Source organism: Mastigocoleus testarum BC008 (assembly GCF_001456025.1).
Classification (GTDB): Bacteria; Cyanobacteriota; Cyanobacteriia; order Cyanobacteriales; family Nostocaceae; genus Mastigocoleus; species Mastigocoleus testarum.
Genome location: NZ_LMTZ01000139.1, coordinates 1 through 25333, shown reverse-complemented (window position 1 = coordinate 25333; position 25333 = coordinate 1). Strand labels below are relative to the sequence as shown.

General features: G+C 38.6%; 21 protein-coding genes, 1 pseudogene and 1 riboswitch. Of the genes and pseudogenes, 11 read left to right on the top strand and 11 right to left on the bottom strand.

What is annotated here, in order from left to right:
• Positions 1 to 105: 105 nt before the first annotated feature.
• Together BC008_RS36900 and BC008_RS36895 are read left to right on the top strand one after the other, a co-directional pair.
• Positions 106 to 840, top strand: a complete 735-nt coding sequence (locus BC008_RS36900) for a metal ABC transporter ATP-binding protein (protein WP_027841792.1) — start codon at positions 106 to 108, stop codon at positions 838 to 840.
• 42 nt (positions 841 to 882) lie between these two features.
• The gene (locus BC008_RS36895) at positions 883 to 1728 is read left to right on the top strand and encodes a metal ABC transporter permease (protein WP_027841793.1); all 846 of its coding nucleotides are present in this window, start codon (positions 883 to 885) and stop codon (positions 1726 to 1728) included.
• Positions 1729 to 1831: 103 nt separating this feature from the next.
• Here the strand turns inward: BC008_RS36895 and BC008_RS36890 are convergent, their stop codons facing one another.
• The 3 genes from BC008_RS36890 to BC008_RS36880 all read right to left on the bottom strand — a co-directional run bounded on the left by BC008_RS36890 (position 1832) and on the right by BC008_RS36880 (position 5367).
• Positions 1832 to 2911: a WD40 repeat domain-containing protein gene (locus tag BC008_RS36890; protein ID WP_027841794.1), complete on the bottom strand. Its 1080-nt coding sequence runs from the start codon at positions 2909 to 2911 to the stop codon at positions 1832 to 1834.
• 65 nt (positions 2912 to 2976) lie between these two features.
• The gene (locus BC008_RS36885) at positions 2977 to 4050 is read right to left on the bottom strand and encodes an RRXRR domain-containing protein (RefSeq protein ID WP_027841795.1); all 1074 of its coding nucleotides are present in this window, start codon (positions 4048 to 4050) and stop codon (positions 2977 to 2979) included.
• A 345-nt stretch (positions 4051 to 4395) separates the two neighbouring features.
• Complete coding sequence (locus BC008_RS36880) at positions 4396 to 5367, bottom strand: CobW family GTP-binding protein (RefSeq protein ID WP_027841796.1); 972 nt, start codon at positions 5365 to 5367, stop codon at positions 4396 to 4398.
• Positions 5368 to 5599: 232 nt separating this feature from the next.
• Positions 5600 to 5819, top strand: a riboswitch (cobalamin riboswitch).
• Between the two features lie 22 nt (positions 5820 to 5841).
• On the opposite strand from BC008_RS36880, the gene BC008_RS36875 reads away from it, so the two are divergent.
• From BC008_RS36875 to BC008_RS47075, 7 genes are all read left to right on the top strand, one after another.
• Positions 5842 to 6255: a DUF1636 domain-containing protein gene (locus BC008_RS36875; protein ID WP_058184421.1), complete on the top strand. Its 414-nt coding sequence runs from the start codon at positions 5842 to 5844 to the stop codon at positions 6253 to 6255.
• Positions 6256 to 6820: 565 nt separating this feature from the next.
• Positions 6821 to 9163, top strand: a complete 2343-nt coding sequence (gene metE / locus BC008_RS36870) for a 5-methyltetrahydropteroyltriglutamate--homocysteine S-methyltransferase (RefSeq protein WP_027841797.1) — start codon at positions 6821 to 6823, stop codon at positions 9161 to 9163.
• 633 nt (positions 9164 to 9796) lie between these two features.
• Positions 9797 to 10258, top strand: coding sequence for a hypothetical protein (locus BC008_RS36865; protein ID WP_027841798.1), 462 nt, complete (start codon positions 9797 to 9799; stop codon positions 10256 to 10258).
• Positions 10259 to 10612: 354 nt separating this feature from the next.
• Complete coding sequence (locus tag BC008_RS36860; protein ID WP_027841799.1) at positions 10613 to 10828, top strand: hypothetical protein; 216 nt, start codon at positions 10613 to 10615, stop codon at positions 10826 to 10828.
• 68 nt (positions 10829 to 10896) lie between these two features.
• Complete coding sequence (locus tag BC008_RS36855) at positions 10897 to 11874, top strand: nucleoside recognition domain-containing protein (protein ID WP_201026213.1); 978 nt, start codon at positions 10897 to 10899, stop codon at positions 11872 to 11874.
• A gap of 57 nt (positions 11875 to 11931) precedes the next feature.
• Entirely contained in the window at positions 11932 to 12417 is a 486-nt protein-coding gene (gene hisI, locus BC008_RS36850; protein WP_027841800.1) for a phosphoribosyl-AMP cyclohydrolase, read from the top strand.
• A 504-nt stretch (positions 12418 to 12921) separates the two neighbouring features.
• On the top strand, positions 12922 to 13119 hold the full coding sequence (locus tag BC008_RS47075) for a hypothetical protein (RefSeq protein WP_072207804.1): 198 nt from the start codon (positions 12922 to 12924) through the stop codon (positions 13117 to 13119).
• Positions 13120 to 13513: 394 nt separating this feature from the next.
• On the opposite strand, the pseudogene hemB reads toward BC008_RS47075, so the two are convergent.
• Positions 13514 to 14541: pseudogene (hemB, locus tag BC008_RS36845) on the bottom strand (porphobilinogen synthase).
• A gap of 104 nt (positions 14542 to 14645) precedes the next feature.
• Complete coding sequence (locus tag BC008_RS36840; RefSeq protein ID WP_027841801.1) at positions 14646 to 15395, bottom strand: metallophosphoesterase family protein; 750 nt, start codon at positions 15393 to 15395, stop codon at positions 14646 to 14648.
• A gap of 854 nt (positions 15396 to 16249) precedes the next feature.
• Here BC008_RS36840 and BC008_RS36835 point away from each other — a divergent pair.
• Positions 16250 to 18358, top strand: coding sequence for a WD40 repeat domain-containing protein (locus BC008_RS36835; protein ID WP_058184418.1), 2109 nt, complete (start codon positions 16250 to 16252; stop codon positions 18356 to 18358).
• A 10-nt stretch (positions 18359 to 18368) separates the two neighbouring features.
• Here the strand turns inward: BC008_RS36835 and cysS are convergent, their stop codons facing one another.
• The 6 genes from cysS to BC008_RS36805 all read right to left on the bottom strand — a co-directional run bounded on the left by cysS (position 18369) and on the right by BC008_RS36805 (position 24354).
• The gene (cysS, locus tag BC008_RS36830) at positions 18369 to 19832 is read right to left on the bottom strand and encodes a cysteine--tRNA ligase (protein ID WP_027841803.1); all 1464 of its coding nucleotides are present in this window, start codon (positions 19830 to 19832) and stop codon (positions 18369 to 18371) included.
• A 36-nt stretch (positions 19833 to 19868) separates the two neighbouring features.
• A complete protein-coding gene (locus BC008_RS36825; protein WP_027841804.1) occupies positions 19869 to 20474 on the bottom strand; it encodes a GTP-binding protein in 606 nt (201 codons plus the stop codon).
• 16 nt (positions 20475 to 20490) lie between these two features.
• Complete coding sequence (gene folE / locus BC008_RS36820) at positions 20491 to 21141, bottom strand: GTP cyclohydrolase I FolE (protein WP_027841805.1); 651 nt, start codon at positions 21139 to 21141, stop codon at positions 20491 to 20493.
• Positions 21142 to 21513: 372 nt separating this feature from the next.
• Positions 21514 to 22323: a metallophosphoesterase family protein gene (locus tag BC008_RS36815; protein ID WP_027841806.1), complete on the bottom strand. Its 810-nt coding sequence runs from the start codon at positions 22321 to 22323 to the stop codon at positions 21514 to 21516.
• Positions 22320 to 23099 carry a DEAD/DEAH box helicase family protein gene (locus BC008_RS36810; protein WP_027841807.1) on the bottom strand — a complete coding sequence of 260 codons (780 nt, stop codon included), beginning with the start codon at positions 23097 to 23099 and terminating at the stop codon, positions 22320 to 22322. Before BC008_RS36810 ends, BC008_RS36815 begins: the two co-directional genes overlap by 4 nt.
• A gap of 154 nt (positions 23100 to 23253) precedes the next feature.
• Positions 23254 to 24354: a CobW family GTP-binding protein gene (locus BC008_RS36805; protein ID WP_027841808.1), complete on the bottom strand. Its 1101-nt coding sequence runs from the start codon at positions 24352 to 24354 to the stop codon at positions 23254 to 23256.
• Positions 24355 to 24690: 336 nt separating this feature from the next.
• Here BC008_RS36805 and BC008_RS36800 point away from each other — a divergent pair, with 336 nt between their 5' ends.
• Entirely contained in the window at positions 24691 to 25104 is a 414-nt protein-coding gene (locus BC008_RS36800) for a Fur family transcriptional regulator (RefSeq protein WP_058184416.1), read from the top strand.
• The last annotated feature ends 229 nt before the right edge of the window (positions 25105 to 25333 follow it).

Sequence of the window (25333 nt, the reverse complement as noted above, 5' to 3'; positions counted from 1 at the left end):
ATATTGCAGTAAAATGATAATCGTTATCATACCAGTAACGACTACGGGAAGGGAAGTAGATTTTTAACAGAAACAATCGTCTTTATTATTACACAGGAGGAATCAGTGTTAGAAGTGGAGCATTTGGATGTAGATTACCGGGGTGTAGTGGCTGTTGAGGATGTAAGTTTTCACGTTTTCCCCGGACAGATGGTTGGTGTAATCGGCCCAAATGGCGCAGGGAAAAGCACTTTGGTCAAAGCGATATTGGGTTTAATTCCAATTGCAGGTGGCACTATTAAATTTTGTAACTGCTCCATCCGTAAACAATTACACTCCATTGCTTACGTACCTCAAAGAACCCAAGTAGATTGGGATTATCCAGTTACGGTACAGAATGTAGTGATGATGGCTCGTACTGTTAGTACGGGTTGGTTCCGCAGATCAAATCGTAAATCTAAAGAAATAGTTAAATCTGCGCTACAAAGAGTGGGGATGTGGGAATTTCGTAGCCGTCAAATAGGTGAGTTGTCTGGGGGACAACAGCAACGAGTATTTTTAGCTAGAGCGCTAGCACAGCAAGCTGATTTATTTTTTTTTGACGAACCGTTTGTGGGAATTGATAAAACTACTGAAGATATGATGTTTGATATTTTTAATGAATTAAGAAGGAATGACAAAATATTGATTTTAATTACCCATGATTTGGGTGAAACTTTAGCTCAATGTGACTATTTATTATTATTAAACAAATATATTATCGCTGATGGTTCTATGAAAGAAGTTGTTACAACCGAAAACTTACAGCGTGCTTATGGCAATAATATTTTATTTTTAAATCAGCAAGAAAAATCAGCTTAATTAGTTATCAACCGGCCAACCATCAACTAACCACTAAAAATAATGTTTAATCTGCTTTTTGAACCCCTTAGTTTTGGATTCATGCGAGATGCGCTAGCGATCGCCGCTAGTTTAGGGATTCTTTGCTCTGTTGTCGGTTCTTATCTGATTGTACAGCGTCAGGGAATATTGGGTGATGTCATTGCTCATGCTGTTTTACCCGGAATTGCGATCGCAATATTTTTCGGCATTGATATTTTCTTGGGTGCTTTTGTTTGCGGAACTTTCAGTACTTTTGTGATTACTTGGATCGAATCCCAGTCTAGGGTTAAAGTTGATGCTGCAATGGCTTTGGTTTTTTCGGGTTTTTTAGCATTGGGTATTATGCTAATTAGCGTTCTGAAAAGTAAAGTCGATTTGCATCACTTTTTATTTGGCAATATTTTAGGGGTGACAACAGAAGATGTTTTTAGGACGTTAATTGTTACATTTTTTACTTTATTCTTAGTTAAACTTTGTTATAAAGAATTGCTATTTTATACCTTTGACCCATTAGGCGCAGAAGCCAGCGGATTACCAGTAAATATTATTAAGTTTGGTTTAACAGCGGCAATTACATTAACAATTATTGCCAGTATGCAAGCTGTAGGAGTGGTTTTAGTAATTTCTTTATTAATTGGTCCTGGAGTTACGGCTTATTTATTAGTAAAAGAGTTACATCAAATGATGCTTTTAGGTTCTGTAATCGGTATTATTGGTAGCGTTGGCGGTTTATATATTAGTTATTATCAAAACGTGCCTTCAGGAGCGTCGATTGTATTATTTATTTCCGGATTATTTTTATTAGCATTACTATTTAGTCCCTCGCAAGGTATATTAACTCGCCCGAGAGCAAAAAAGCTAAGATGATGTACGAAAAGTCTAAAATGTAACTTAGCAGTAAGAATAATCTATGGATAAAAGAGACCCAAGAGATAAAAAAGAGCTTTACCTAGAATTATGCTTGCTCCCATTAACGCCGACCAAATCCTAAAGCCTTTGTAGCTTGAGACCAAACCAATAGTTCTCCATTTTGACCGCCTGCAGCAATTTTACTACCTTGGGGATGCCAAGCTAAACAAGCAAAACCTTTGGGTGCACCTTGCAACACTTGCGTTACTCTTTTAGCTTTTTTCCATAAACAAAGCCAACCATCAGCAGCAGCAGAAGCAAGGGTTAAGCTATTCGGTGCAAATGCGATCGCCTCAACAATATTGCGATGTTCGCTTAATACCGTTGCACCCCACCCCAAAGATTTATCTTCCTGCTTTTCCCAAACAGCTATCCCTTCTAAACTAGAAGATGCTAATAGGGGTTCATTTTTTGAAGTAGTAATTTTTGACCACCCTAGATGACGGATCTTACCAGGAAATCCATGCATTAACCAAGGTTCGGCTTGCTGAGCCTTAATGATAAATTCTGTCTCTAATACACAGATAGTCCGATCCATATTACCGGAAGCAATATATTTACCATCCGGTGACCAGGCAACAGCTACACTAGCAGATGGTACGCTGAAAAAATATGGATCTTCATCCCATTCCAACGTCCGCCAAATTTTCACTCCTTGATAACCAGCGATCGCGAGAAAATTACCATCACTGCTCCAGTCAATACCCAGTACTGAAGAATTATCGAAATTTAGGGTCGCAACAATGTCCTGAATTTCTGCATCCCATATCTGCACGTAACGCCCCAAACTAAAAGCTAACAGGTTATTACGGGGACTCCACCCTAACTTATCAACCCAAGCAGGAGCATTTTCCAGGGTTGCAATAAGTTCATGATTAGAAGTACTCCAGATTTTTACGTTACCATCCTGTCCGCCAACAGCAAGAAACTGTCCATCTGCAGAAAAAGCAACCCCATCCACAGATGTATCAGTGACTTCCTGCAAAGCTGTTAACTGATCATCCACCCAGAGTTTTACTTCTCCAGCAGCGGTACTAACAGCCAAAATTTGTCCGTCAGGTGACCAAGTCAAAGCAGTGACGTAATCAGAAAGTACATAATTCCAGTCCAAATCAAAGTCAGTAGACTTAGTCTTTTTCATCAATTCTTCTGGCAGGACACCCTATCCTCAACGCAAGTAGGTTGGGGAGGAATGCCAGCCAACTCCTAAGTAATGTTTACAATAAGTCCGCTGTTTCTCTTCAAAAGCTTGGTTTTGCGGACAGAAAATTGACCAAGCCGCTTCCAGTCAGCATTGCTGACAGAAACTTGTGTTTTAGTATCGCCGCTAACCCAGCCTCTGACTGTTTTGGTACCTTGAGTTGCCTCAACAAAATCACCCTTTCTAAACCCGTGTCGGGTAACGGTTCCACCATACTTACGACGATTACGGCCCTTGCTGAACTGTAATAGGTGAAGTTGACGACGACTGACGGGAGGGCGACGGATAACGGTCAAAGGGCAAGCGGTGACGTCAACGCTACCAACCCAGCCTCTAGAGTCGCCTGATGTAATTTGGTAGCTCATAAATTTGCTTGCAGCTAAGGCAATGCCGTCTACAGCGTGTGTGGCTACTATTGCGTCAGCTTTAGAATGCTTTTGTTTGATTAGACCTAACTCACGTCTAACCTGCGCGGTTTGCCAGCCCTCAATAGTGGTAACGTCATAATTTTTACTTAAACGTTTTACTCGCCACTTTTGAGCGACCATTACAGGGCTAAAACCTTTGTCACCTTTAGCTTGTACGCTTTCAATCACTACGTCTAACAGTGGGAATAATCGCTCTAATTCGTCAAGCACTCGCTTCTCTAAGTCGCGATTAGCTCTGATTGATGGTGGCACCTTATTTTGGCGACGATTATCAAACCTTTTCTGCCTGTGAGCGCGTTGGTTATAAGGTAGTTTGCGGTCAATTCTGCGACTGCGACGAGTGCGACGCATCATCGTCCGTTGCTCTAACCGGTCTTTTACTTTCTGGAATGGTAAGAACAAATGCCCTAACCACAAAGTAGATTTGGCTGATTGTACGGCGATACCGGTAAAGTGCTTGCCGGGGTCGATACCAGCAACAATTAATTGCTCTTTGCAGTTACTAGGTTCAAAAGTTAATTGGATTGCAAATACTTGTAAGTCGTTTTTCCAAACTTTGGCTTTACCTTCTTTTAGCCAGCGTCGCGCCCTACTGGGTTTAGTTGGCATCAGTGGCAAACCGTTTTTATCTACTACTGGCACTCTTAACATGGATATAATCCTCAAGAGTAAAGTTATCAGTCCCCTCGCCCACCGCTAACAGCATGTCTTAGCTTTCCTAACGCCCTGACAATAAGGCTTGGAGATAAACCGAACTGGGGAAGCATTCGGTAGTCCGTAACAGTTAGTGGCTTTACTTGGGCTAGTCAATTCTCAGTAAGAACTGTCTCTTACAAGCCCCATCCCTCTACAGGGTGGGGTTGTTGACAACTTATGGTTAAATTTTTTTATCTATGGATGCTCGAAAAATAACTTCCCAAATTTTATTAGGAAGTTATTTGTGCGAGTATCCTATTAAAAACTGTACTACTGATAATTGATAATTGATCACTGAAATCACGTCATACAAGCCAAGAAATCTTCCTTGAGCTTGTTTTCATCTAAATTGCGACCGATGAACACCAATTCACTTTTGCGCTTTTCGTTTTCTTTCCACAAACGGTCGGGTTTACCATCGAATAACATATGTACTCCTTGGAAAACAAACCGTTCATCTTCCCCAGCAATATTTAAAATCCCCTTCATGCGGAAGATATCTGGACCTTGAGTTTGCAGTAACTCACCCAACCATTGATTTAACTTATCCCCGTCTAATTCTCCTTCTTCCACTAAAGCTATAGAATAAACGCTTTCATCATGTTCGTGAGCATCTTCACCGAGAAATTCCGGGTCAATTTCCAAAGCCCGATCCAGATCGAATGCTTTCACCCCTAACAACTCATTCATTCCTAACTCAGAATTGCGAGTACGGTAGACTTTTGCCATTGCATTCATTCCCCGTATGCGATTTTCTAACTCATTGAGTTGTTCTGGAGTTACCAAATCAGTTTTATTGAGTAAAATCACATCAGCAAAAGCAATTTGTTCTTGCGCTTCATCCGCATCCCAATGTTGCCAAATATGCTTGGCATCAACTACGGTAACCACAGCATCTAAATCTAATTTTTCCCGCATGTCTTCATCGACAAAGAAAGTCTGAATTACAGGCGCAGGGTCAGCGAGTCCCGTAGTTTCAATTACTAAGTGGTCAAATTTATTGCGACGCTTCATCAAGTTAGCAACGATCCGAATCAAATCGCCCCGCACCGTACAACATATGCAGCCATTGTTCATTTCAAAGATTTCTTCATCAGCATCGATAACTAATTGATTATCAATACCAACTTCCCCAAACTCATTGACTATCACGGCGACTTTCTTACCATGTTCGTGGGTAAGAATCCGATTCAGCAGGGTGGTTTTTCCTGCTCCTAGGTAACCAGTTAGAACTGTTACAGGGACTTTATCTAGTGTTTGGGATGCGCTCATAATTCCGGCTCAACTACATAATGAAAATCATTATCGTAGTATAATACTGGATTTTAATCTGTAGAAAGTATGGTTTAGTTGTTAAGAAGTTTTTCAATAAGTCTCAGTTGTAAATAGTTATAAATAATCCCATTAGACCCGTTCAATGGTGCTTAGAGGTTTCTATCATTAGATTTACCCTGCACCTATTGCAAAGCATTTATTTTTCCACAAGCAAAGCTATTTGTGCTACGATTCAGATTAAGTTCGGTTCTAGTAAGTATCATCTACTAGAGGTAACGGGGAAAGTTCGGTGTGAATCCGGCGCTGTCCCGCAACTGTAAGCCAATTTTAGGTTTGGATAATTGCACCTTTGGATAATTATAGGTTTAGATAATTAGATCTAGAAAAGCGATCGGTCCAAATTCTAAAGTTGTGTAAGTCAGAATGCCCGCCGATAACTCAAAAAACATAGCTAAAATCTACGAGGTATAGATGACAGCACACAGAATATTTGTTTGCACTAGCTGTGCAGGTAAGTGGAGTAACGGTGAGCGCATCGATGAAAGTGGTGGAGAAAAGTTACTTAAACGCTTGCAGGATGGTTATCCCAATTGGGGATTAAATACAGAATTTGTTATTCAACCAGTGGAATGCATGAGTGCTTGTAATCGTGCTTGTGTAGTTTCTTTCGCTTCACCTGGTAAAAATACGTATCTTTTCGGGGATATTTCATCCGATTTAACTCCCGCAGAGATTAATGATGTCTTCAATTGTGCGGGTAAATACTACACACATCCAGAAGGTTCCTTACCTAGGTCAGAACGTCCCGAAACTCTCAAAAAAGGTATTTTGGCGAGGATTCCAGCAGTAGGATTCCCCGTAGAGAAAGAAAAGATTCGACTATAACCGTATAGCTCTAAAAGTGTGTAACGCCGGGGTTTGCGGAGTTATTTTGTTCCTTATAGAGCGTTGAGAAAATAAATGGAGATGCATTTGGAGTTTGTTTAAAAGCAAATTAATAGGTTGTTATGATTCAGCTTTAATTGCAGCAAAACTTTATAGCAAGTAATTTACAGTTGAGCTTATTTTTGATAACTGCTCAAATTTTGGAAGGTAGATATTTTAATTTCAAGGATTTGGGTTGTTTATTCCCACAAACTTTAAGGGACTTCGAATTCGAAAATATATCAGTGTCAGGGCGCACGTCGGTGTGCCCCTACGGTCAACAAATAATGGTATAAATTATTCTTTGGAACTCCCTAAGCCTTGAAATCTCTCTCCTTAGAGGGTACTGTTTATCACTCAGGAGTCACACCTCCTATACAAAAATTTTGCATTATCCCACTAGTACCGCTACGCGATACAGAGAGGTTGATTAAATACTCTACAAAAGGAAGATAAGGAATTGATTTAATTCAATCAAAAGCCTTATTTCAAACTTTAGGACTCACATACTAATCCACAGGTAAATATGAAAATTCAAACAGCAACTTTAGGCTATCCCAGAATTGGTAAAAACCGCGAAGTAAAGAAAGCATTGGAAGCTTTTTGGAATGGAAAGATAGGATCCCAATCCCTATTGCAAACAGTTAAAGAAGTCGAGGAAGCCAATTGGAAAACCCAATTAGATGCAGGAATCGATAAAATTGGCATTGGTGACACCACACTGTACGACCATATACTTGATTGGACATTCCGTTTTGGTTTAATTCCTGAACGATTTCAGCAATTTTCTGGCTTAGAACGTTATTTTGCAATGGCTAGAGGTAAAGAAGGAATATCGGCGCTGGAAATGACAAAATGGTTTGATACTAACTATCACTATTTGGTTCCAGAAATTACATCAGGAGCACTAAGAGCAGATTGGAGTGATTTTATCGAAAGAGTCAGTCGTGCTCAGGAAATATTAGGTAAACGTGCAATTCCCATCGTTTTTGGTTCCTGTACCTTGCTACGTTTGAGTAAGTTGGATCTGAATGTTGATACAGCCATTTCTCAGTTAATCCCACTTTATACTGACCTACTTACCGAATTAAAATCTCTTGGTATTTCCGAAGTACAAATTCACGAGCCAGCATTGGTTTTAGGTGATGGAAATAATTGGAAAGAACATTATCAAGCTGTATATAAATCATTATCTGGGGTGGAAATACCGCTTAATTTAGTCACCTACTTTGATGACTTGGGTGAAACCTATAGTTGGGTAATGGATTTACCTGTAAATGCAATTAGTTTAGATTTGACTCGCGGAAGTAATTTAGAGTTAATCAAAACCTATGGTTTTCCCGAAGATAAGCGTTTGGGAGTGGGAATAGTAGATGCAAGAAATATTTGGCAAATTTGTCCTGAAGAAGTTATTCCCAAGCTGGAAACTATCAAAGATGTAGTCAGGGAATTTGAAGTGCAGCCTTCTGCTTCCTTACAGTTTGTACCCTACGACGCAACGCGAGAAACACAACTTCCCGAAGCTTTACGTAATGTTTTGAGTTTTGCCGAACAAAAGCTACAAGAAGTAGTTTTTTTAGCTCAGAAAATTACTGTTTGTGATGCTAAATATAACCACGAACCTTTAGTTAATTTCAATCGAAACAATAGCCAAAATCAGTCAAAATTTGACGCGACTAAACTCACTGTTACATATTATAAAAAAGACCAAAAAACAATTGAAACAGCCTGGGAAAAATTTCGCCGTTTTAGCCCGATAAATCAAATAGTTCAGCAACAACTCAAATCTTTAACAAGCAAAGATTTTGAACGTAATCTATCTTATGACTTAAGACGTTCGTTACAAATTTCATTACCTGTTTTTCCTACAACGACTATAGGTTCCTTTCCCCAAACATCAGATGTACGAAAACTTCGAGTTCGTTACAAACGAGGTGAAATAAGTCAGGAAGATTATCAAACAGCGATTAAGGCTCAAATTCTCGAATGTATCAGAAGCCAAGAAGAAGCAGGACTTGATGTTTTAGTACATGGGGAATTTGAACGCACCGATATGGTGGAATACTTTGGTCAACAGCTACAAGGTTTTGCTTTCACTCAAAATGGCTGGGTACAAAGCTACGGTAGTCGCTGCGTGCGTCCACCAATTATTTATGGGGATGTGATTCGCACCCAAGCAATGACGGTAGACGAATTTATTTATGCTCAATCTTTGACAGAAAAACCTGTAAAAGGAATGCTCACAGGCCCAGTGACAATGATAAATTGGTCTTACACCCGGACGGATATTTCTCGTCAAGAACAAGCTTTTCAAATTGCTTTGGCGTTGCGAGATGAGGTAACGGATTTGGAAGCTGCAGGTGCAAAAATAATTCAAATAGATGAACCGGCTTTACGTGAAGGTTTACCATTGAAAACCAAACGTTGGAATGAATATCTATCTTGGGCAGTGGATTCATTTAAATTAAGTGCAGGTATCGCCAAGCCTGGGACACAAATTCATACCCATATGTGCTACTCAGAGTTTGGCGATATTATCACCGATATCGAACGGTTAGATGCGGATGTATTGTCGATTGAAAATAGTCGTAGTAACAATGAAACGCTGTATGAATTGACAGATGGCGGCTACTCAAAACAGGTAGGCAATGGGGTTTATGACGTGCATAGTCCTGCTATTCCTACCACTGAACAAATGTTGTCACAATTACGGACTGGAATTGCTAATTTACCCGTAAAACAAATTTGGGTAAATCCAGATTGCGGTTTGAAAACCCGGAGATGGGAAGAGGTGATTCCGGCTTTAAAAAATATGGTGGAAGCAGCTAAAAAACTGCGAGAGGAAGCCAATGTAACAAAAGGAGACTAATTAATTTTCCAAAAATATTGAAGTTTACCAATTTTTAGCAGTTGGTTATATAGCTAAATAAGCCACTTATAAAATGGGGCGCAACAGTGTTTTTTCTAATACCAATAAGGTATATTTATCTCGCGTCCCTTTTTCGCTTATTTAGAATATAATTAACACTATATGATGAAAAAAATGAAGTAAATATTATTAAAAAAACGTCACAACATGAACATAACATTGATACAAACTCTCCGATAAATAAAACAGTTTTTCTAGTAAAATTTCTAAAAAAAATACATAATTACTATATCGCTAATAAATAAATAATGTGTTACACCTAATTCATTTAATGAACAGAATTAGAATGATTATCGTCCATTGAATCTAGAATTTATTGATAATAGTAATCTCTGTATTTGTAGGAGAATTAAGTGAAAAATTTAATCGCTAATTTATCAAGAAAACACCTAGCGTTTATTTCTCTAGGTTCATTATTAATAACTGGAAAAATAGCCGTGGCTGACGAAACCACTAAAAAAGTACAACCAGTGGAAAGTACGGATGCTAAGATTACACCAGTTTCAGCAGAAAGCCAAAGAGCTTAGGCAACGAACGGCATCTACCAAATCATAATAGGAGTTTAATATTCAGATGACCCCAGACATCAACTCCCAAGATTGGCAACAAAGTTTTATTTCTACCAACTTAATTGCAATTGGCTACAATGCTTGGCTTGGCTACTTGAATGGGGAGCATGGTGCTGTTATTTGTAGCACTAATTCACCTCATTTAGGTGTTTGTGGAGAAACATTTAAAGCGCATTTTGTTCCCCGTCAAAATCTTGCAGCATTTCTCAACGCTTGGTTAGCAGCACCAGATACTGTACTCTTACAAAGACACTTCATGAATGGTCATATTCTCCAAGCTGTGGATAGCTATAACCCAGAAAAAGATGCTGTTTTTTTATTGGAGTATGAAAACCAAGTTGATTTTTATTACTTAACTAATTTACCAATTACACCACCCCAATGTTTCCAAACTGTCTGCAAACAATGGACTGAATTTCAACCAAATTCCACTTCTTCGAAGGTCAAAAAAATATATCAAGATTAAGTCAATTTTGTTTATTATCTCTATAATTTTTGGATAATCTATAAAATTTTGTACAGCCTATAGATATTTTTATATTTTATCTATTATTTACAGTTAGCATTTAATACAATTCCAGATGTAGTGGAAGAAATGGGTAATACTCAAGAATTACGCCTTATGTGAGTTAGAAGCTGAAATAACCTAAATTCGTAGGAATAATCACAAACGTGATTTAAGCCGGTTCTTGAAACTCTTGATATTACAAGGCTGAATTTAATTCACATTAGTCGTGAATTATTATCCCATATTTCATTTATAGAGTATTGTGACCCTGACAAGCATAGTGATGGTCATGTTCTCAGAGGTTGGAATTTTATGACCTTGTTTGATTTGATAAAAAATGATTCTGTTAGTGGTATAGATGGTCGTTTTTATTATCAATCAGCTTTGACCTCTGATGATTTTTATAACAATCTTGGAGATAAGGATGAATGGTTGGTTGAAGTTATTGAGCATACCAGGAATGGAGAAATATTAGCTGAGATTTTTATAGAAGAAGAAACAAGAACGCGCGGTCCAGCGTTCACGTAGTGCGTCCAAACACGTGGCGCAGCGCGCTCCCATACCGTGACCTCTTCCAAAGGCAGCACATACAGGAATTGGTCAACCCAACTGTAGAAGCCCTCTCTGGCTTACCGTCTTTGTCCAAGGAAATTTTGATTGGACGCTATGGTCTGGTAACCATGGGACCGTTGTTGTTTGTCTGGGCAGTGCCGACGGTCATTCTTTATGCTTTATTTTTGGGTGCTTACAAAGCCAGTGGTTTAGTGGAACGAATTACCATTACTTTGCATCCGTTGTTACGTCCCTTCGGCTTATCGGGACGAGATTTGGTACGCATCATTATGGGGTTTGGTTGTAATGTGCCAGCCGTGATCGGCACCCGTGCCTGCTCCAGTTGTTCTCGCAAAACCTGTATTTCAGCTATCGCCTTTGGTTCCGCCTGTTCTTACCAGTTTGGTGCCACATTGGCGGTGTTCAATGCGGCAAACTTGCCCTACTTGGTAATTCCTTACCTGGTCTACCTGACGATTACAACGTTGATTTATACGCGCTTGATTGCGCCCAAATCGGCTCGTTCTCCCCAAAACCGGCTGATGATTGAGCATCGCACTTTCCTGGAAGTTCCTCGATGGTCAGCCATTTGGCGCGAAACGAAGGGTACCCTCAACCAGTTCTTCACCTTAGCGATTCCCATCTTTTTGGCGGTCACGTTGATTGCCTCTGTCCTAGATTGGTTGGGTGTTTTGAATGATTTGAGTCGGTTGATCGATCCAACAATGGGTTTGTTTCGGCTGCCACCGGAAGCAGCGTTACCTGTGATTCTGGCATCAGTTCGCAAAGATGGACTACTACTATTTGCCCAACCCAATACGGTCAGCCTGTTGTCCCCTGTGCAAATCCTTACAAGTGTTTATCTAGCCGGGGTACTGTTACCCTGTCTGGTGACAGCACTGACAATCGCTCGTGAGCAATCACCCAAATTCGCTTTGAGATTGATGCTAAGACAAGCGAGCGCGGCGATCATATTCGCCTTCATTCTGGCTTGGGGCGGTTATTTGATATGGGTTCCATAAAAATTACTGTTTTTGAATGATAATGATTATTATACTTATTGCACAACTCCTCTACAGATGAATTTACTATTTAGCGACCGGATTTCAATCGAACAAGTAGAAGAAGGTCTAGAACTTGCTCCCAAATTTGATTGCAACGGTTTGATACCAGTAGTGACCACAGATGCACACACTGGGGAAGTGTTGATGCAAGGTTATATGAATCAGGATGCATTAGTTAAAACAATTGAAACTGGTGAAGCCCATTATTATAGTCGTAGTCGTCAGCAGCTATGGCACAAAGGTCAATCAAGCGGATTGGTACAGAAAGTCAAGCAATTATTGATTGATGATGACCAAGATTGTATTTGGATGCGGGTTGAAGTTGCTGGTTCAGGAGCAAGTTGTCACGTTGGTTATCGTTCTTGTTTTTATCGTAGTATTCCTGTAGGAAAAGATGTTATCTCTTCTGAGCAACCACTAAGGTTAACTTTTACCGAAACCGAAAAAACCTTTGACCCCAAGACAGTTTACGGCGATGCACCCAATCCAACACAACTTTAAGTTATTATCGGTTGCGCATCAAATAAGTGTGCCATAGGTAATCAGTGAATCCCAATTCCAAGGTGCAGTCGCGTTCTCGGGCTCTCATTGCAGTAGTATTTTCCTTGCGACTATGAATCCAAACCCAGTTAACCGAAGACAGCGGCGACACAAAGTGTGTTGAAATAGGTGACGACTAATCTTACAGTTGCTTGCGCTCTGCTAACACCCAACAGCTAATATTACTGACCAAAATGATAATAATTATCATTTTTTTTTCGATATTTATGTTACATTAGCTTTTGTGCTTGTCAACCAACGTACAAATAGAGAAATTTGTTGACTAATGAAAATCGGAAAACCCCCGAATCTCTTTTATTTATTTGTATTTTCTAGTTTTGATCAACAATTTTAGTTTGTAAGGTAATAATTATAGAAATTTTATCTCTATTTTTTTAATTTGATGTTTTTCAAACTTTAATTGATTATCATTATCATTGTTCACTTAGCATTTTTATTAAAACTATGCCAAGCAAAAAAATTCATGTCCGGGAATATAATGTCAAAGCACACGACCGAATTATCCATACCAGGGTTTACAACTTCATTTGTCAATACTGTCAAGAGATATCACAACGGGAGACTTATGCTACCGGATGTCCTAAATATGGAGATAAATGTAATGGAGTCGCGAGTAAGTGCTTGCGATCTAAAAAACAGTAGACATCTCTAAAAAAATAACCTGCATATTGTGTAACAAATGCTTTTACATCCTTTTCTAGAGGATGTCAAAATAAAAGTATTAATCAAATATTTTTTATAATTATTGAAAATCTTTTTGACGGGGTAACAAGAACTCCAAAACCTTATTCAAAGAGGGATTTTTTGTTGTGCAATAGAATACCTACGGTACTCTTACGCGCTTCTACCGCCTGTCTTCCTGGGCTTTGAATTAGAAGAGATAAAGTTTCTGTTGTAAATAATCCCGCTAGACTCGTTCAATGGCGCTCAGAAAATCCAATTCGATGCTGTCAAACTTGTAGTTAGATAAAAAATGTCAGATCTCAGAGTGATAAAATTTGTGTCTTGGAAGCGATCGCCAAGACACCAAAATGAACTAATGCAACATCAAAGCAACTTCCTTAGCAAAATAAGTCAAAATCACATCTGCACCAGCCCGTTTCATGCTGGTCAAAGTTTCTAAGATCACCTTTTTCTCATCAATCCAACCCTGTTGTGCAGCAGCTTTAATCATGGCATATTCCCCACTGACGTTATACGCTGCGACGGGTAAGTTTGTTTCTGCTTTTACCTGACAAATAATATCCATATATGCCAAAGCAGGTTTTACCATTACCATATCCGCACCTTCTGCGATATCTAACGCCACTTCCTTTAAAGCTTCTCTGGCGTTAGCTGCATCCATCTGATAAGTTTTCTTATCGCCAAATTTCGGTGCCGAATCCAAAGCATCCCGGAATGGTCCATAATAACTAGAAGCATATTTAGCAGAGTATGCCAAAATCCCTACGTGAAAACACCCTGCTGCATCTAAAGCTTTACGAATTGCACCGACTCTACCATCCATCATATCAGAAGGCGCGACAATATCTGCACCAGCTTCTGCTTGGGAAACTGCCATTTTCACCAACACTTCTACAGTGGGGTCATTTAAAATGACTCCATTATCATCACAATACCGTCGTGACCTTGAGTACTGAAGGGGTCGAGGGCAACATCGGTAATTACAATTATATCTGGTACAGCTTTTTTAATCGCTTTGACAGTTGTTTGCACCAAACCGTCTGGATTGTAACTTTCAACGCCAAATTCGTCTTTTTTTGCTTCCGGAATTAAGGGAAATAGTGCGATCGCATTTATTCCCAATTCATAAACTTGTTGGATTTCCTTTAGTAATAAGTCTAGAGTATAGCGGTAACACCCTGGCATGGAGGAGATTTCCACCTTTTGGTCTTCTCCCTCCATGACAAACATTGGATATATTAAGTCATCTACAGTGAGTTGAGTTTCTTGCACCATGCGACGCAAAGCTGGAGTACGACGCAAACGGCGAGGACGCTGAATTAAAGCTTGAGCATCAGATTCGGATTCGGTGTTATTTGGGGTGGGCTTTTCTGACGACATGATGACAATAATGATTATCGAACAAGGACAATGATAATCGTTTTCGTGACATATTTTTTCGTGTTTTCTGCGAATCCAACAATTAAATCGCAAATAGCGAAAAACTAATTAGACCTAACGGTTGTTTTTTTGGCTCCAAAACCCTTGTTTACCCCGTAGCGAACAGTTTTAAATTCGACTTGATTTGTATTGGGGTTGTAGAGAGTATAGGTCGCTTCTCCTGGGTTTCTCCCCACACTTCCTACGCCTACGACCATACGGGGAGTAACATCGATTGTTTGGCTAGATGTTTGACTATCGAGAGTTGTTACTCCAGTATCGATGGAACCAGCTTCTAAATTGTACTGAAAAGTTAGACCCGAGCGACCGCAAAATAAATTATTTGCTTGCATTCGTGCCACCCGATCTAAAATAACTACAGGAGAAGTTTCTGGAGTTAATTCTTCACCCACAGATACGCTTGTACCATGAATTAACAAAGAATCTAATTCAAAAAAACCAAAGTCAAGGTTTCGCAACCACTCTATAGTAGGACGAGAAACAGACTCCCACAGTAGTTTGACTGTTTCACCACCATATTTTTGTAACAAATCAGTAGGTTCTGAAGTTGCAGCCAAACCATGCAATATTAAACATTGCTCTTCCCACCATCCTTTACAAATAAGTGGTGCTAACTCTTCATATTGTGACTTACGCAAACGTTCCACCAACTTTTCAGATTCAGGATTCGGTCCAACCACATCTCCCAGAATATACAAAGCTTGTATATAACGACTTTGACGTTTAATATCCGCCATCACCGCCTCATAAGCTGTTAAATTACCTTCAATACCACTTAAAATTGCCCATTTCATAGTAATTTTAGATTTTAGATTACAACGTTACCAGTACAGGGAGTAAAATACATAATATCTTTATCTTCGACAGTTGTATTTTGGATTTGCTGATGAATCCAAGCGGTTTTTCCCGAACCCGCACAACCAGCTACAACTTTAATTAAAGGTACAGTAATTTCAGTTATCAGTTATCACTCATTAATAGATGAGAATTTATTAGCCCTAAGTATAAATCATATGAGAATGATAATCGTTTTTAGCTATTTTGGGAATCAGGAGAAAGGAATTTTTTAATGTAACTTATTACAATTAGTTAGTAGGTTGGGTTTCACTTCGTTAAATCCAACCTACCGCTTACCAAAAGTAGAACCACAGGCAATGGTAAACAAAACTTTACCATTGCCTAAAATTATATACAGATATTTCATCTTTGTGAGGTACATTTATACGGGCAGGGATGCCCGTAGCACAAGAATTTTCAGATATAAGGAATTAAATTAAAAGCCACCATACTTACAGTTATGGTTATGTTTGGGACTATAAACTTATCTGCGTTTACTAATACAAATACTTTAGCTCAAGCTCAATCTGATTCAACAAAATTTGCTTCTTGTTTAGCAAACAATATTAGACTCTATATTAGACTAACATGTTAAATAAAACGCATTAATTATAGAATACCAGGACTTACGCAAAGAAGATTTGTCATTGCGACGGAAACGCAGTGTCAGGAAGCAATCTCAGAGTTTTTGCGTAAGTCCTAAATACATATGATAGCATCTACTTAATTATCTCAATGGTTCCATTTTGAGGCGTGTTTGCCTTAGAAATTAAATAAGAACTTAAAATAGATATTCCCATTTGCATTAGACATGGTTTTAAATTCACAGCCGTCCCCTTCTGAAAACACGGATCGCAGTTGGGAATGTATACCTACTACTTCTCGTTATGTAGACAAAATTGTTTTTAGTCCTGATGGGAGAATATTAGCTAGCTTCTCTTTTAGATCGACTGAATTTGTAAATTTATGGGACGTTACAACTTCGCAAAAAATTTATTCTGCCAATTATTCCGATCTGATGAATTTGGATGGAGCTAAAGGAAGATATGGAGGAAGACTTGAGTTTGAGTGGTGTCTATCGGCATTTTTCAGCCCAGATGGAAAATCTTTAACTTGCAACGGTTTTATTTGGGATTTAAACCGGCGTGAAGTAATTAATGCAAGAACGCTAAAATTACCTTTTGAGAACCACAACCAATGTCTTGCTGTCAGTCCAGATTTGCAAATAGCGGTTGCAGCTTCGGATGCAGGTACTGTGAAATTTTGGGACATGTCTACAGAAAAAGAAATTTATACTCTTTTTCTTGGACACAACGTTAGTAAAAACGAAATTTACCAAAATCTATTTAGTCCGGATGGCAAAATCTTTGCTAGCTTAATCTGGTTTCGTGGTTCGAGTGATTTTTATCCTGACAGACAAGATCAAGAAAAAATTAAGCTGTGGGAAGTAAAAACAGGGATGGAACTTGGCACTATCCCACTACCGAATGTTACAGCAGAAACTAAGTATACTGGGACTCTTGCCTTTAGCTCAGACGGTCGTATTTTAGCTAGTAATTGCGGCGATATTTGTAGAAGAGTTATTGTATTGTCAGAAGCCGCTACGGGTAAAGAAATTTGGCGCTTTGAAGGATTTGGAAGCCAAGACTCACGAGGCTTACAACACAAAATTACATCTCTTGCTTTTAGCCCTGACGACCAATTTTTAGCCAGTGGTGATTCATCTGGTGGTATTACCTTATGGCAACTGAGAAAAGAACGGTCGCAACCGTTAACAATTAAAAAGATTAGGACTTTTGTTGGTAGCATTTCTCATGACCCGATTCAAACCTTAGCGTTCACTCCAGATGGGCAAACTTTGGCAAGTGGCGCTGGCTACAATAATGGCGGGATTACCTTGTGGGATGTGAAAAGTGGTAAAGAGCATAAATCCTTCCTTGGTCATTGGATGTCAGATAAAAGAATTTGCTCTGACTATTTCGAGTATCGCAGTGAAGAAGTAGCCATTAGTCCCGACGGCAAGATAATCGCCACTGTTGATAGTTCCAACGACATGATTAAACTTTGGGATACACGCAGCGGTGCTTTTCTACGTTGTCTCAGATATAACTCCTATAGATTTGGAATTTCGACAAGAATTGTTTTTGTTGGAGAAATTGTCTTTAGTCAGGATGGTAAATTTTTAATCAGCGTTCATGAAAGTTGCAACACAATTACTCCATCAAAAATTTTTATATGGGAAGTTACAACAGGCAAGAAAATTAAGTCGATAAAATATCGTGGTTATGACGAACCTTTCGCTTCAAGAACTATCAATCAATATGGGGATTTATTAGCAGTTATTAAACGTCGTGAGTGTCCTGTAAAAATATTGCAAGTTCGTAATGGTAAAACTGTTTGTACGCTCGCAGGCGATTACGATGAAGTATGGCAGATTATTTTTAGCCCAGACAAGCGTCTTATAGCTACTCGGCATAATATATCTGAGTTTGCAATCTGGGAAATTGAAACTGGTAGGTTGATTCGTATTCTCAACACCGATCATACTGAAAAAGAACCTGTTTGTGTACTGTTCAGTCCAGATGGTGAGATTTTAGCGATCGCCAACACCAATTACATCACGTTATGGCAAGTTAGCTCTGGAGAAAAAATACGTATTATTAATCGTTTTCAACCGAATTGGCACAGTTATATGGCTTTCACACCTGACGGAAAAACTCTTGCATTTACTCAAGCTGTTTCTAATAGTTTTTCTACTATCAACCTTTGGGATATAGACACTGATAGCAATATTTGTACTCTTGAACTGGGCAGCATATATCAAATTACCTCGCTTAATTTTAGTGGTAATGGAGAATTTTTAGTAAGTAGTACTAGGGATGGCGGAATTAGAGTGTGGCAGCAAAATAGTTCGCAGTAAATTATCATAATTATTCCCGATACCAGCGAGTTTCGCCATTAGGTTGGTCGATTAAATTTACTCCTACAGCTTGTAATTGGTTGCGAATAGAATCGGATGAAGCAAAGTTACGATTTTTACGTGCATCTCGTCGTTGCTCAATTAAAGCTAAAATTTCTTCATTACTAATTACTTCTGATGGGTTTTTATTTTCTGCTGGGGATAAAATTTCAAGTCCAAAAACCTTTGCTAATGTCACTAAAGTTTGCCACATTTGCTTTAACTGTTCTGAAGGAATTTCAGTATTACCTTGATGAGTGATGATATTAGCATTCCGACGCAGTTCTTTAGCTAGTTCAAATAATACAGCTAATCCCCCAGGTGTATTAAAATCATCATCCATTGCTACTTGAAAGCTGTTTATCTGAGAGTTTTGCAATTCAGTTTTTGGATTTAGATCTGTTTCCTTCCATCCCAATTGTTCGCCATAATGATATCGGAATAGCAAACCAGCTTTGAGAGTTTCCCAAGCATTTTGAGCGGAATAAATAGCATCCTCTGTAAAATCCAAAGGCTTGCGGTAATGAGCTTGCAGTACAAATAACCTTATAACCATTGGGTCGATTGGCCGCTCAAGTAATTCTCGAATTGTCGTAAAATTACCTAGAGACTTGGACATTTTTTCACCATTCACAGTCACCATACCGTTATGCACCCAGTAATTAGCAAGCGGTTTACCTGTGACTACTTCTGATTGAGCGATTTCATTTTCATGATGGGGAAATACCAAATCACCACCACCACCATGAATATCAATGGTTTCTCCCAAATTAGCACGAATCATTGCCGAACATTCAACGTGCCATCCCGGTCTTCCCATTCCCCAAGGTGACTCCCAAGCAGGTTCTCCCGGTTTTGCTGCTTTCCACAAGGCAAAGTCAGATGGTTTATGTTTCTTCTTTCCAGATAAGTCTTCTAAATCAACTCTACCACTTGCCCCAGCTTGCATATCTTCTAAATGCTTACCAGAAAGTTTGCCATATTCAGAAAAGTTTTCGGTCTTGTAATAGACATCTCCATTTACCGCATAAGCGTAGTCTTTTCGTTCTAATTCTGCAATCAACTGATGAATAGGGGTGATATTTTCAGTCACACGGGGATACTCAGATGCATCGATGACATTTAAGCGACGAATATCTTCAAAGTAAGCTTGAATGTACTTTTGGGAAACCTCTTCCATTGATGTATTCTCAGCGTTAGCGCGATTGAGAATTTTGTCATCAATGTCGGTAAAGTTTTGCAGGTAACACACTTCATAACCGCTAAATTCTAAATAGCGTCGCACCGTATCCCAAACAATATAAGACCTTGCATGACCCAGATGACAATAATCATACACGGTGACACCACAGCAGTACATTTTGACCTTTCCTGGTTCTAAAGGTTGAAAGGTTTCTTTAAGACGGGTGAGGGTATTGTATATTGTCAGAGCCATGTCAATTATCAATTATCAGTTTTTTTATCAATAAATTTAGGAGGAAAAAGAAATTACATTAGAAACACCCGCAAATGCTTCTACTGTTGAAGACACACAAAAATCATTAGTGTTAACAATTCCTTGAATAGAATTAAATATTGGCTGCCATTTTACTCCACGAATATGCTTATGGCATTTATTTATTTGCTCGTCAGTTGCGCGGTCGCAGTGATTGACTACTATTTTATCGGCAAAGAATATTTGATTAGTAACTAAGTAACGTTCTGCATCTGTAGGTGGATAGTTTGCTGCATTAATTACTGTAATCGCTTCTTTCAAAAAAATACTTTCTGGAGAAAAAGATTGTCGAATTGTTCTGATAACCGGAATTGGATCGGTTTCGTGACCAGCTTCGATAAATAATTGCTGGCATTCAATTTTTCCACTTTCTCTAGCAATAAGTAAATCTTTAATTAACTGTTTTAAATCTTTGAGTCCAGTACAGCAAATACAACCACTGCCGAGTTCTGAAGAACCACTTTGTATATGTTCTACAGCAGTCCCAGTCTGATTACTCAGATGTTGAATTAAACTAGTTTTTCCACTACCCGCAAACCCCAAAATTAGGGTAGCAGGCAATGGCGAGTTTTGGTTGACCATTGCCTAAAATTATATATTAATGAAAATTAGCCTTGTGTCGAATCAAATTCATAAACTCCTCGCGAGTTTTTGCATCTTCAGCAAATACACCACGCATTGCACTAGTAACAGTCCAAGAACCAGGTTTTTGTACGCCACGCATGACCATACACATATGACTAGCTTCTACAACTACTGCTACACCTTGGGGTTTGAGTAAACCTTGGAGCGCATCAGCTATTTGTAAAGTCAATCTTTCTTGTACTTGTAAACGTCTTGCGTACATTTCACAAATGCGGGCAATTTTTGATAATCCAATCACTTTCCCATTCGGAATATAAGCAACGTGAGCGCGACCAAGAATTGGTAGGATATGGTGTTCGCAGGAACTGAAAATATCAATATCTCTGACCAATACCATTTCATTGGCATCTTCTGTAAATACTGCACCATTTAACAGCTCGTCCAAAGACTCATGGTATCCCTTTGTCAAAAACTGTAAGGCTTTCATGACTCTTTTAGGAGTATCTTTGAGTCCTTCTCTATCTGGATCTTCTCCTAATCCAAGTAGTAAGGTTCTCACAGCCTGCATCATCTCTTCATCCGTAACAGTTGGTCTATTTTGTGTAGACAAAGATGAAACAACTTGCTCGACAGAATTTAATTCGGGACGGAAAGATAAAGTCATTATTTTAACTTAATTGCTTTTTAGTCAACAATCATTACTTATTAGTTATCAGTTGATATTTACCAAAATAGACGCAATAGAATATTACCCCCAGGGATTAGACAAATAAAATCTAACCGGGTTAGTGTATCTACAGTTCTTCAACTAACTATGCAACAAGCAATAATTACTAACGCTATTTAAATTATAGTAAACAATTGTTAAGTTGATAATGAATTTCATTTCCACCCAAATTATGACTACCCCTATTAATGGCTACAGTTGGGTTAGAGACACACTCCCACAGCCGTTTGAATGTTTTACAACCATATTTTTGTAAAAAATCATTATATTTTGAAATTGCAGCTAAACCATGGAATATTAAGCAATCTCCTACCTAGTACAAACATGAGTTGGGTCATCTGCACGTTCTGCAAACTCTATTCCCCGCGCCAAACGCCAAGCAAAAATTGCGGGTAATCCCTTGTCAAGAATTGCTGCACAGGTTTTTTGATAATTGTAAGCAACTTCTCGTAATCTCACCTCTTGAGTATCAGTGTCATAAATGACATAAGTTGCATTTGGTCGTCCATGTCTTGGTTCTCCCACCGAACCTGCATTAATAATTTTCTTAAGGGTCGCAGTAAAACTTCTTTCCTCAGATAAATCTTTGCTTTCAATTTGAACTTTTAAATGACCAGAATCTAAATTACGGAAATAAGGTCGATGGGTGTGACCGCAAAAAAGCACATCAGCACCTGATGAAATTACCCTTTCTAAGGCTACAAATGCATCGAGTTCTGGTAATAAATATTCGTGGTTGCTGTGGGGACTTCCATGGACAAAGGCTAAATTATCCTCTTTGAGAACATGAGGTAACTGAGCTAAGAAATCACGGTTTTCTGGTTTTATCTGTTCATTAGCCCATTCATGGGCAATAATACCGCGTTTTTCTGCTAATAAAGAAGGATAACTACAATCACAAGCATTCAAACCTTCAACGATATCTTCATCCCAACAACCAGTACAGGTGGGAATATTCAGAGAACGAATTTTTTCAACCACTTCATTAGGATAAGGACCATATCCAACTAAATCTCCCAAACAAAAGATTTTTTCGGCTTTGTGTTGTTCTATGTCTAATAACACAGCATCCAAAGCTTCAATATTGCCATGAAGACATGATATTACGGCTAGTTTCATGCTTGAATCCCCTCTAATAACATTTGCTTAACTTGTTGCTGATATTGCTCAATCAAAGAATCTGATAAACAACAATCAGATAAAGTTTGCTTCAAAGTTACTTCATCTAAGTTTTCTCCCACCACTTCAATACCGCTAAAACGTTCCGGTCTACCTTCCAGGTAACGGGGTAGATTTAATTCTAAAAAATCTGCTTGGGGTATACCCGCAACAAAATCACAGTAAATACTTCTACCGTCATTAACATCAAAAATTGCTTTGGCGCGGGTAACGTTACCATAAGCACCGTGAGTTAATTCGTACCAAAACTCCTCTAAACTATCTTCATCAATCACTTGAGAATTAGTTCCTACTCGCCACAAATGGTTAGATGAATCGGTTTTAGCTGGTATCCCTGGAATGATTTCATCAGCCCAAGCATGATATTCAGAATCTTGGAGGTGAGATGGTAAAACAGCTATGACATGGTAGGGTAAACGATCTAATATTTGTGTTAAGCTTTGCAACTCCAAGTAAAATCCTACTTCCATATAAACTGCTTTAGCTGTTGGAATTTGCTTAAGCAAATCCATTTCTTGACCATCTCCGAAAACTTGTATGTTAGGAAAATCAGCAGCTATATGGTTTTTATCTATAGAAATGTTACCAGTGCCGGGACTGAAGTAAATAATATGTTTATCTTCTACAGAGCTTGTATCTTGGATTTGTTGAGAAATCCAAGCAGTTTTTCCAGAACCTACAGGACCTACAACAACGGAAATTAGAGGTACATTCATAGAAATTGGGTAATGGGAATGGGTAATTAAAAAAGCAATTACCCATTTGCTTTAAAGGGAACAGAGAATAGGAAAACGCCTTAATCCGAAAGCGTAATGCTATATATAAGAGTCTTACTCCTAGATTGTGAATCCTGGATTGTGACTTTTAAATTTATACTAAACAATTATTCAGGTGGGAATATATTTCCTCACGGTTCAAGTCACGACCGATAAAAACTACTTGATTTTTGGGCGCAGTCATCCATTCATCAGCATCTAATTGATAGCGAGGACCACTGAGTTGAAATATGTGGCGTAGATCGCTCTCACTAAACCAAAGAATACCCTTTGCTCTAAATACATTTTGCGGCATTTCTTCACCGAGAAATGTTTCGAATTTATGGACATCAAAAGGTCGTTCACTTTGGAAAGAAATGGAAACGAATCCATCATTTTCTAAATGATCTGAGTGATGATGGTGGTGATGGTGGTGATGTTCGTGGTCATGGTCATGATGGTCATGGTGGTCATGGTCATGATGGTCATGGTCATGATGGTCATGGTCATGATGGTCATGATCGTGATCATCGTGGGTATCTTCTTCAATCAACGAAGAATACTCATCTTTGGGGGTTAAGTCCACATCTAAGATTAATGGCAAAGCTACTTTACCATAAGTCGTATGGAGAATTTTTGCACCCGCTTTAACTTCATAAATAAAACCTTCTAAATCCGCGAGTTTTTCTTTACTCGCAAGGTCAGTTTTATTCAGGAGAATAATATCTCCATAAGTTATCTGTTTTAAAGCAGCTTCACTTTGGAAATGTTCCCGGTTAAAAGCTTCTGCATCAACAACAGTGAGGATAGAATCAATATTAGTTAAATCCCTCAGTTCTGTACCGAGAAATGTTAAAATAATCGGGAGTGGATCCGCTACACCTGTTGTTTCTATGACCATGTAATCAACACGGTCTTCCCTTTCTAAAACTCGATACACAGCATCAAGTAAACCATCATTGATAGTACAACAAATACAACCGTTGCTCAATTCCATCATGTCGTCATCTGTAGAGACGAGCAGTTGACTATCAATATTAATATCGCCAAATTCATTCACAAGTACGGCGACTTTCAAATCTTGTTTATTATTAAGAATCTGATTCAATAATGTGGTTTTACCACTACCTAAAAATCCTGTAATAATCGTAATAGGCATTCCCCGTTTAGGAATATTGGGAATTACTTCAGATTTGGGTGCGGTGATTTGAGTCATATTTTCTCCTTTCAGAAAATATTTAGCAATATATTACGGCGTAGGAGAAAGCCTGTTTCTAAAGGCGCACTACGCACTAATTAATTCTGTACGATTAACCCTTGAGGATGGAGGTGGAATTTGCAGCTTTGATATCTTTTTAGACAAAACTCGATCCTTCACCACCTCCTTTGCTCCAATTATTTTGAGATTGATTTAATGAGTTGATCGCACTAAAATATAATGAGAATCGTTATCATATTAGCGCAAAAGTTATTTTTAGCAAGCTAAAGTATGAAGAAAAACTGCAATGAGTATTTTGTACAAAATTACATTACATCTCAATAAATCGTCACAATGAAAACTGGACTAACTAAATATCAAAAGAAAATTATCAAATTGCTAGAAAAGCTTGATACTCAGATTTCTGCTCAAAATTTGTATATTAAATTGCGTTCTTCTAATCCACACGTGGGTTTAGCTACAGTTTATCGTTCCCTAGAAGCATTGAAAAAATGGGGCTTAGTACAAAGCCGTATAAAACTCAATGGTGAATCCCTTTACAGTTTGGTAGATAGGGATCGACATTATGTCACCTGTGTAGATTGTGGTGACTCAGTTCCTTTAGATTTTTGTCCGATTAAGGAACTAGAAGGTCGACTATATCAATCCTTACCATTCAAAATTTTTTATCATACCTTGGAATTTTATGGTTTGTGTCCTCTGTGTTCCCAGGAGAGGGAGAAAGATAAACATCCCCAGCATCTATAGTACTTACGTTTCGTCCTGAATCAACTTTCCTTAATTCAGTAATAGTATTCGGTAGTATGGTACCAATAGCAGTAAAGTTCATTTTGTAGGTACTTTTAACCTCTCAATAACGCCTGTAGGAGGTTCTGTGAAAGGAGTCTTATACGAATGGCACTAAGAAAAGCTGGAACCCTTGTGGTTTAAACAGTCTGTAATTGCTTATTTAATTCATGCCGTGGTTTTGTCATCA

Coding starts and splice junctions, on each gene's coding strand:
- cysS (WP_027841803.1), bottom strand. CDS start 19,832: ATGGCTCTGACAATATACAATACCCTCACCCGTCTTAAAGAAACCTTT.
- folE (WP_027841805.1), bottom strand. CDS start 21,141: ATGACTTTATCTTTCCGTCCCGAATTAAATTCTGTCGAGCAAGTTGTT.
- BC008_RS36885 (WP_027841795.1), bottom strand. CDS start 4,050: ATGTTAAGAGTGCCAGTAGTAGATAAAAACGGTTTGCCACTGATGCCA.
- BC008_RS36860 (WP_027841799.1), top strand. CDS start 10,613: ATGACCTTGTTTGATTTGATAAAAAATGATTCTGTTAGTGGTATAGAT.
- BC008_RS36810 (WP_027841807.1), bottom strand. CDS start 23,099: ATGAATGTACCTCTAATTTCCGTTGTTGTAGGTCCTGTAGGTTCTGGA.
- metE (WP_027841797.1), top strand. CDS start 6,821: ATGAAAATTCAAACAGCAACTTTAGGCTATCCCAGAATTGGTAAAAAC.
- BC008_RS36895 (WP_027841793.1), top strand. CDS start 883: ATGTTTAATCTGCTTTTTGAACCCCTTAGTTTTGGATTCATGCGAGAT.
- hisI (WP_027841800.1), top strand. CDS start 11,932: ATGAATTTACTATTTAGCGACCGGATTTCAATCGAACAAGTAGAAGAA.
- BC008_RS47075 (WP_072207804.1), top strand. CDS start 12,922: ATGCCAAGCAAAAAAATTCATGTCCGGGAATATAATGTCAAAGCACAC.
- BC008_RS36865 (WP_027841798.1), top strand. CDS start 9,797: ATGACCCCAGACATCAACTCCCAAGATTGGCAACAAAGTTTTATTTCT.
- BC008_RS36840 (WP_027841801.1), bottom strand. CDS start 15,395: ATGAAATGGGCAATTTTAAGTGGTATTGAAGGTAATTTAACAGCTTAT.
- BC008_RS36890 (WP_027841794.1), bottom strand. CDS start 2,911: ATGAAAAAGACTAAGTCTACTGACTTTGATTTGGACTGGAATTATGTA.
- BC008_RS36835 (WP_058184418.1), top strand. CDS start 16,250: ATGGTTTTAAATTCACAGCCGTCCCCTTCTGAAAACACGGATCGCAGT.
- BC008_RS36880 (WP_027841796.1), bottom strand. CDS start 5,367: ATGAGCGCATCCCAAACACTAGATAAAGTCCCTGTAACAGTTCTAACT.
- BC008_RS36825 (WP_027841804.1), bottom strand. CDS start 20,474: ATGGTCAACCAAAACTCGCCATTGCCTGCTACCCTAATTTTGGGGTTT.
- BC008_RS36800 (WP_058184416.1), top strand. CDS start 24,691: ATGAAAACTGGACTAACTAAATATCAAAAGAAAATTATCAAATTGCTA.
- BC008_RS36805 (WP_027841808.1), bottom strand. CDS start 24,354: ATGACTCAAATCACCGCACCCAAATCTGAAGTAATTCCCAATATTCCT.
- BC008_RS36875 (WP_058184421.1), top strand. CDS start 5,842: ATGACAGCACACAGAATATTTGTTTGCACTAGCTGTGCAGGTAAGTGG.
- BC008_RS36815 (WP_027841806.1), bottom strand. CDS start 22,323: ATGAAACTAGCCGTAATATCATGTCTTCATGGCAATATTGAAGCTTTG.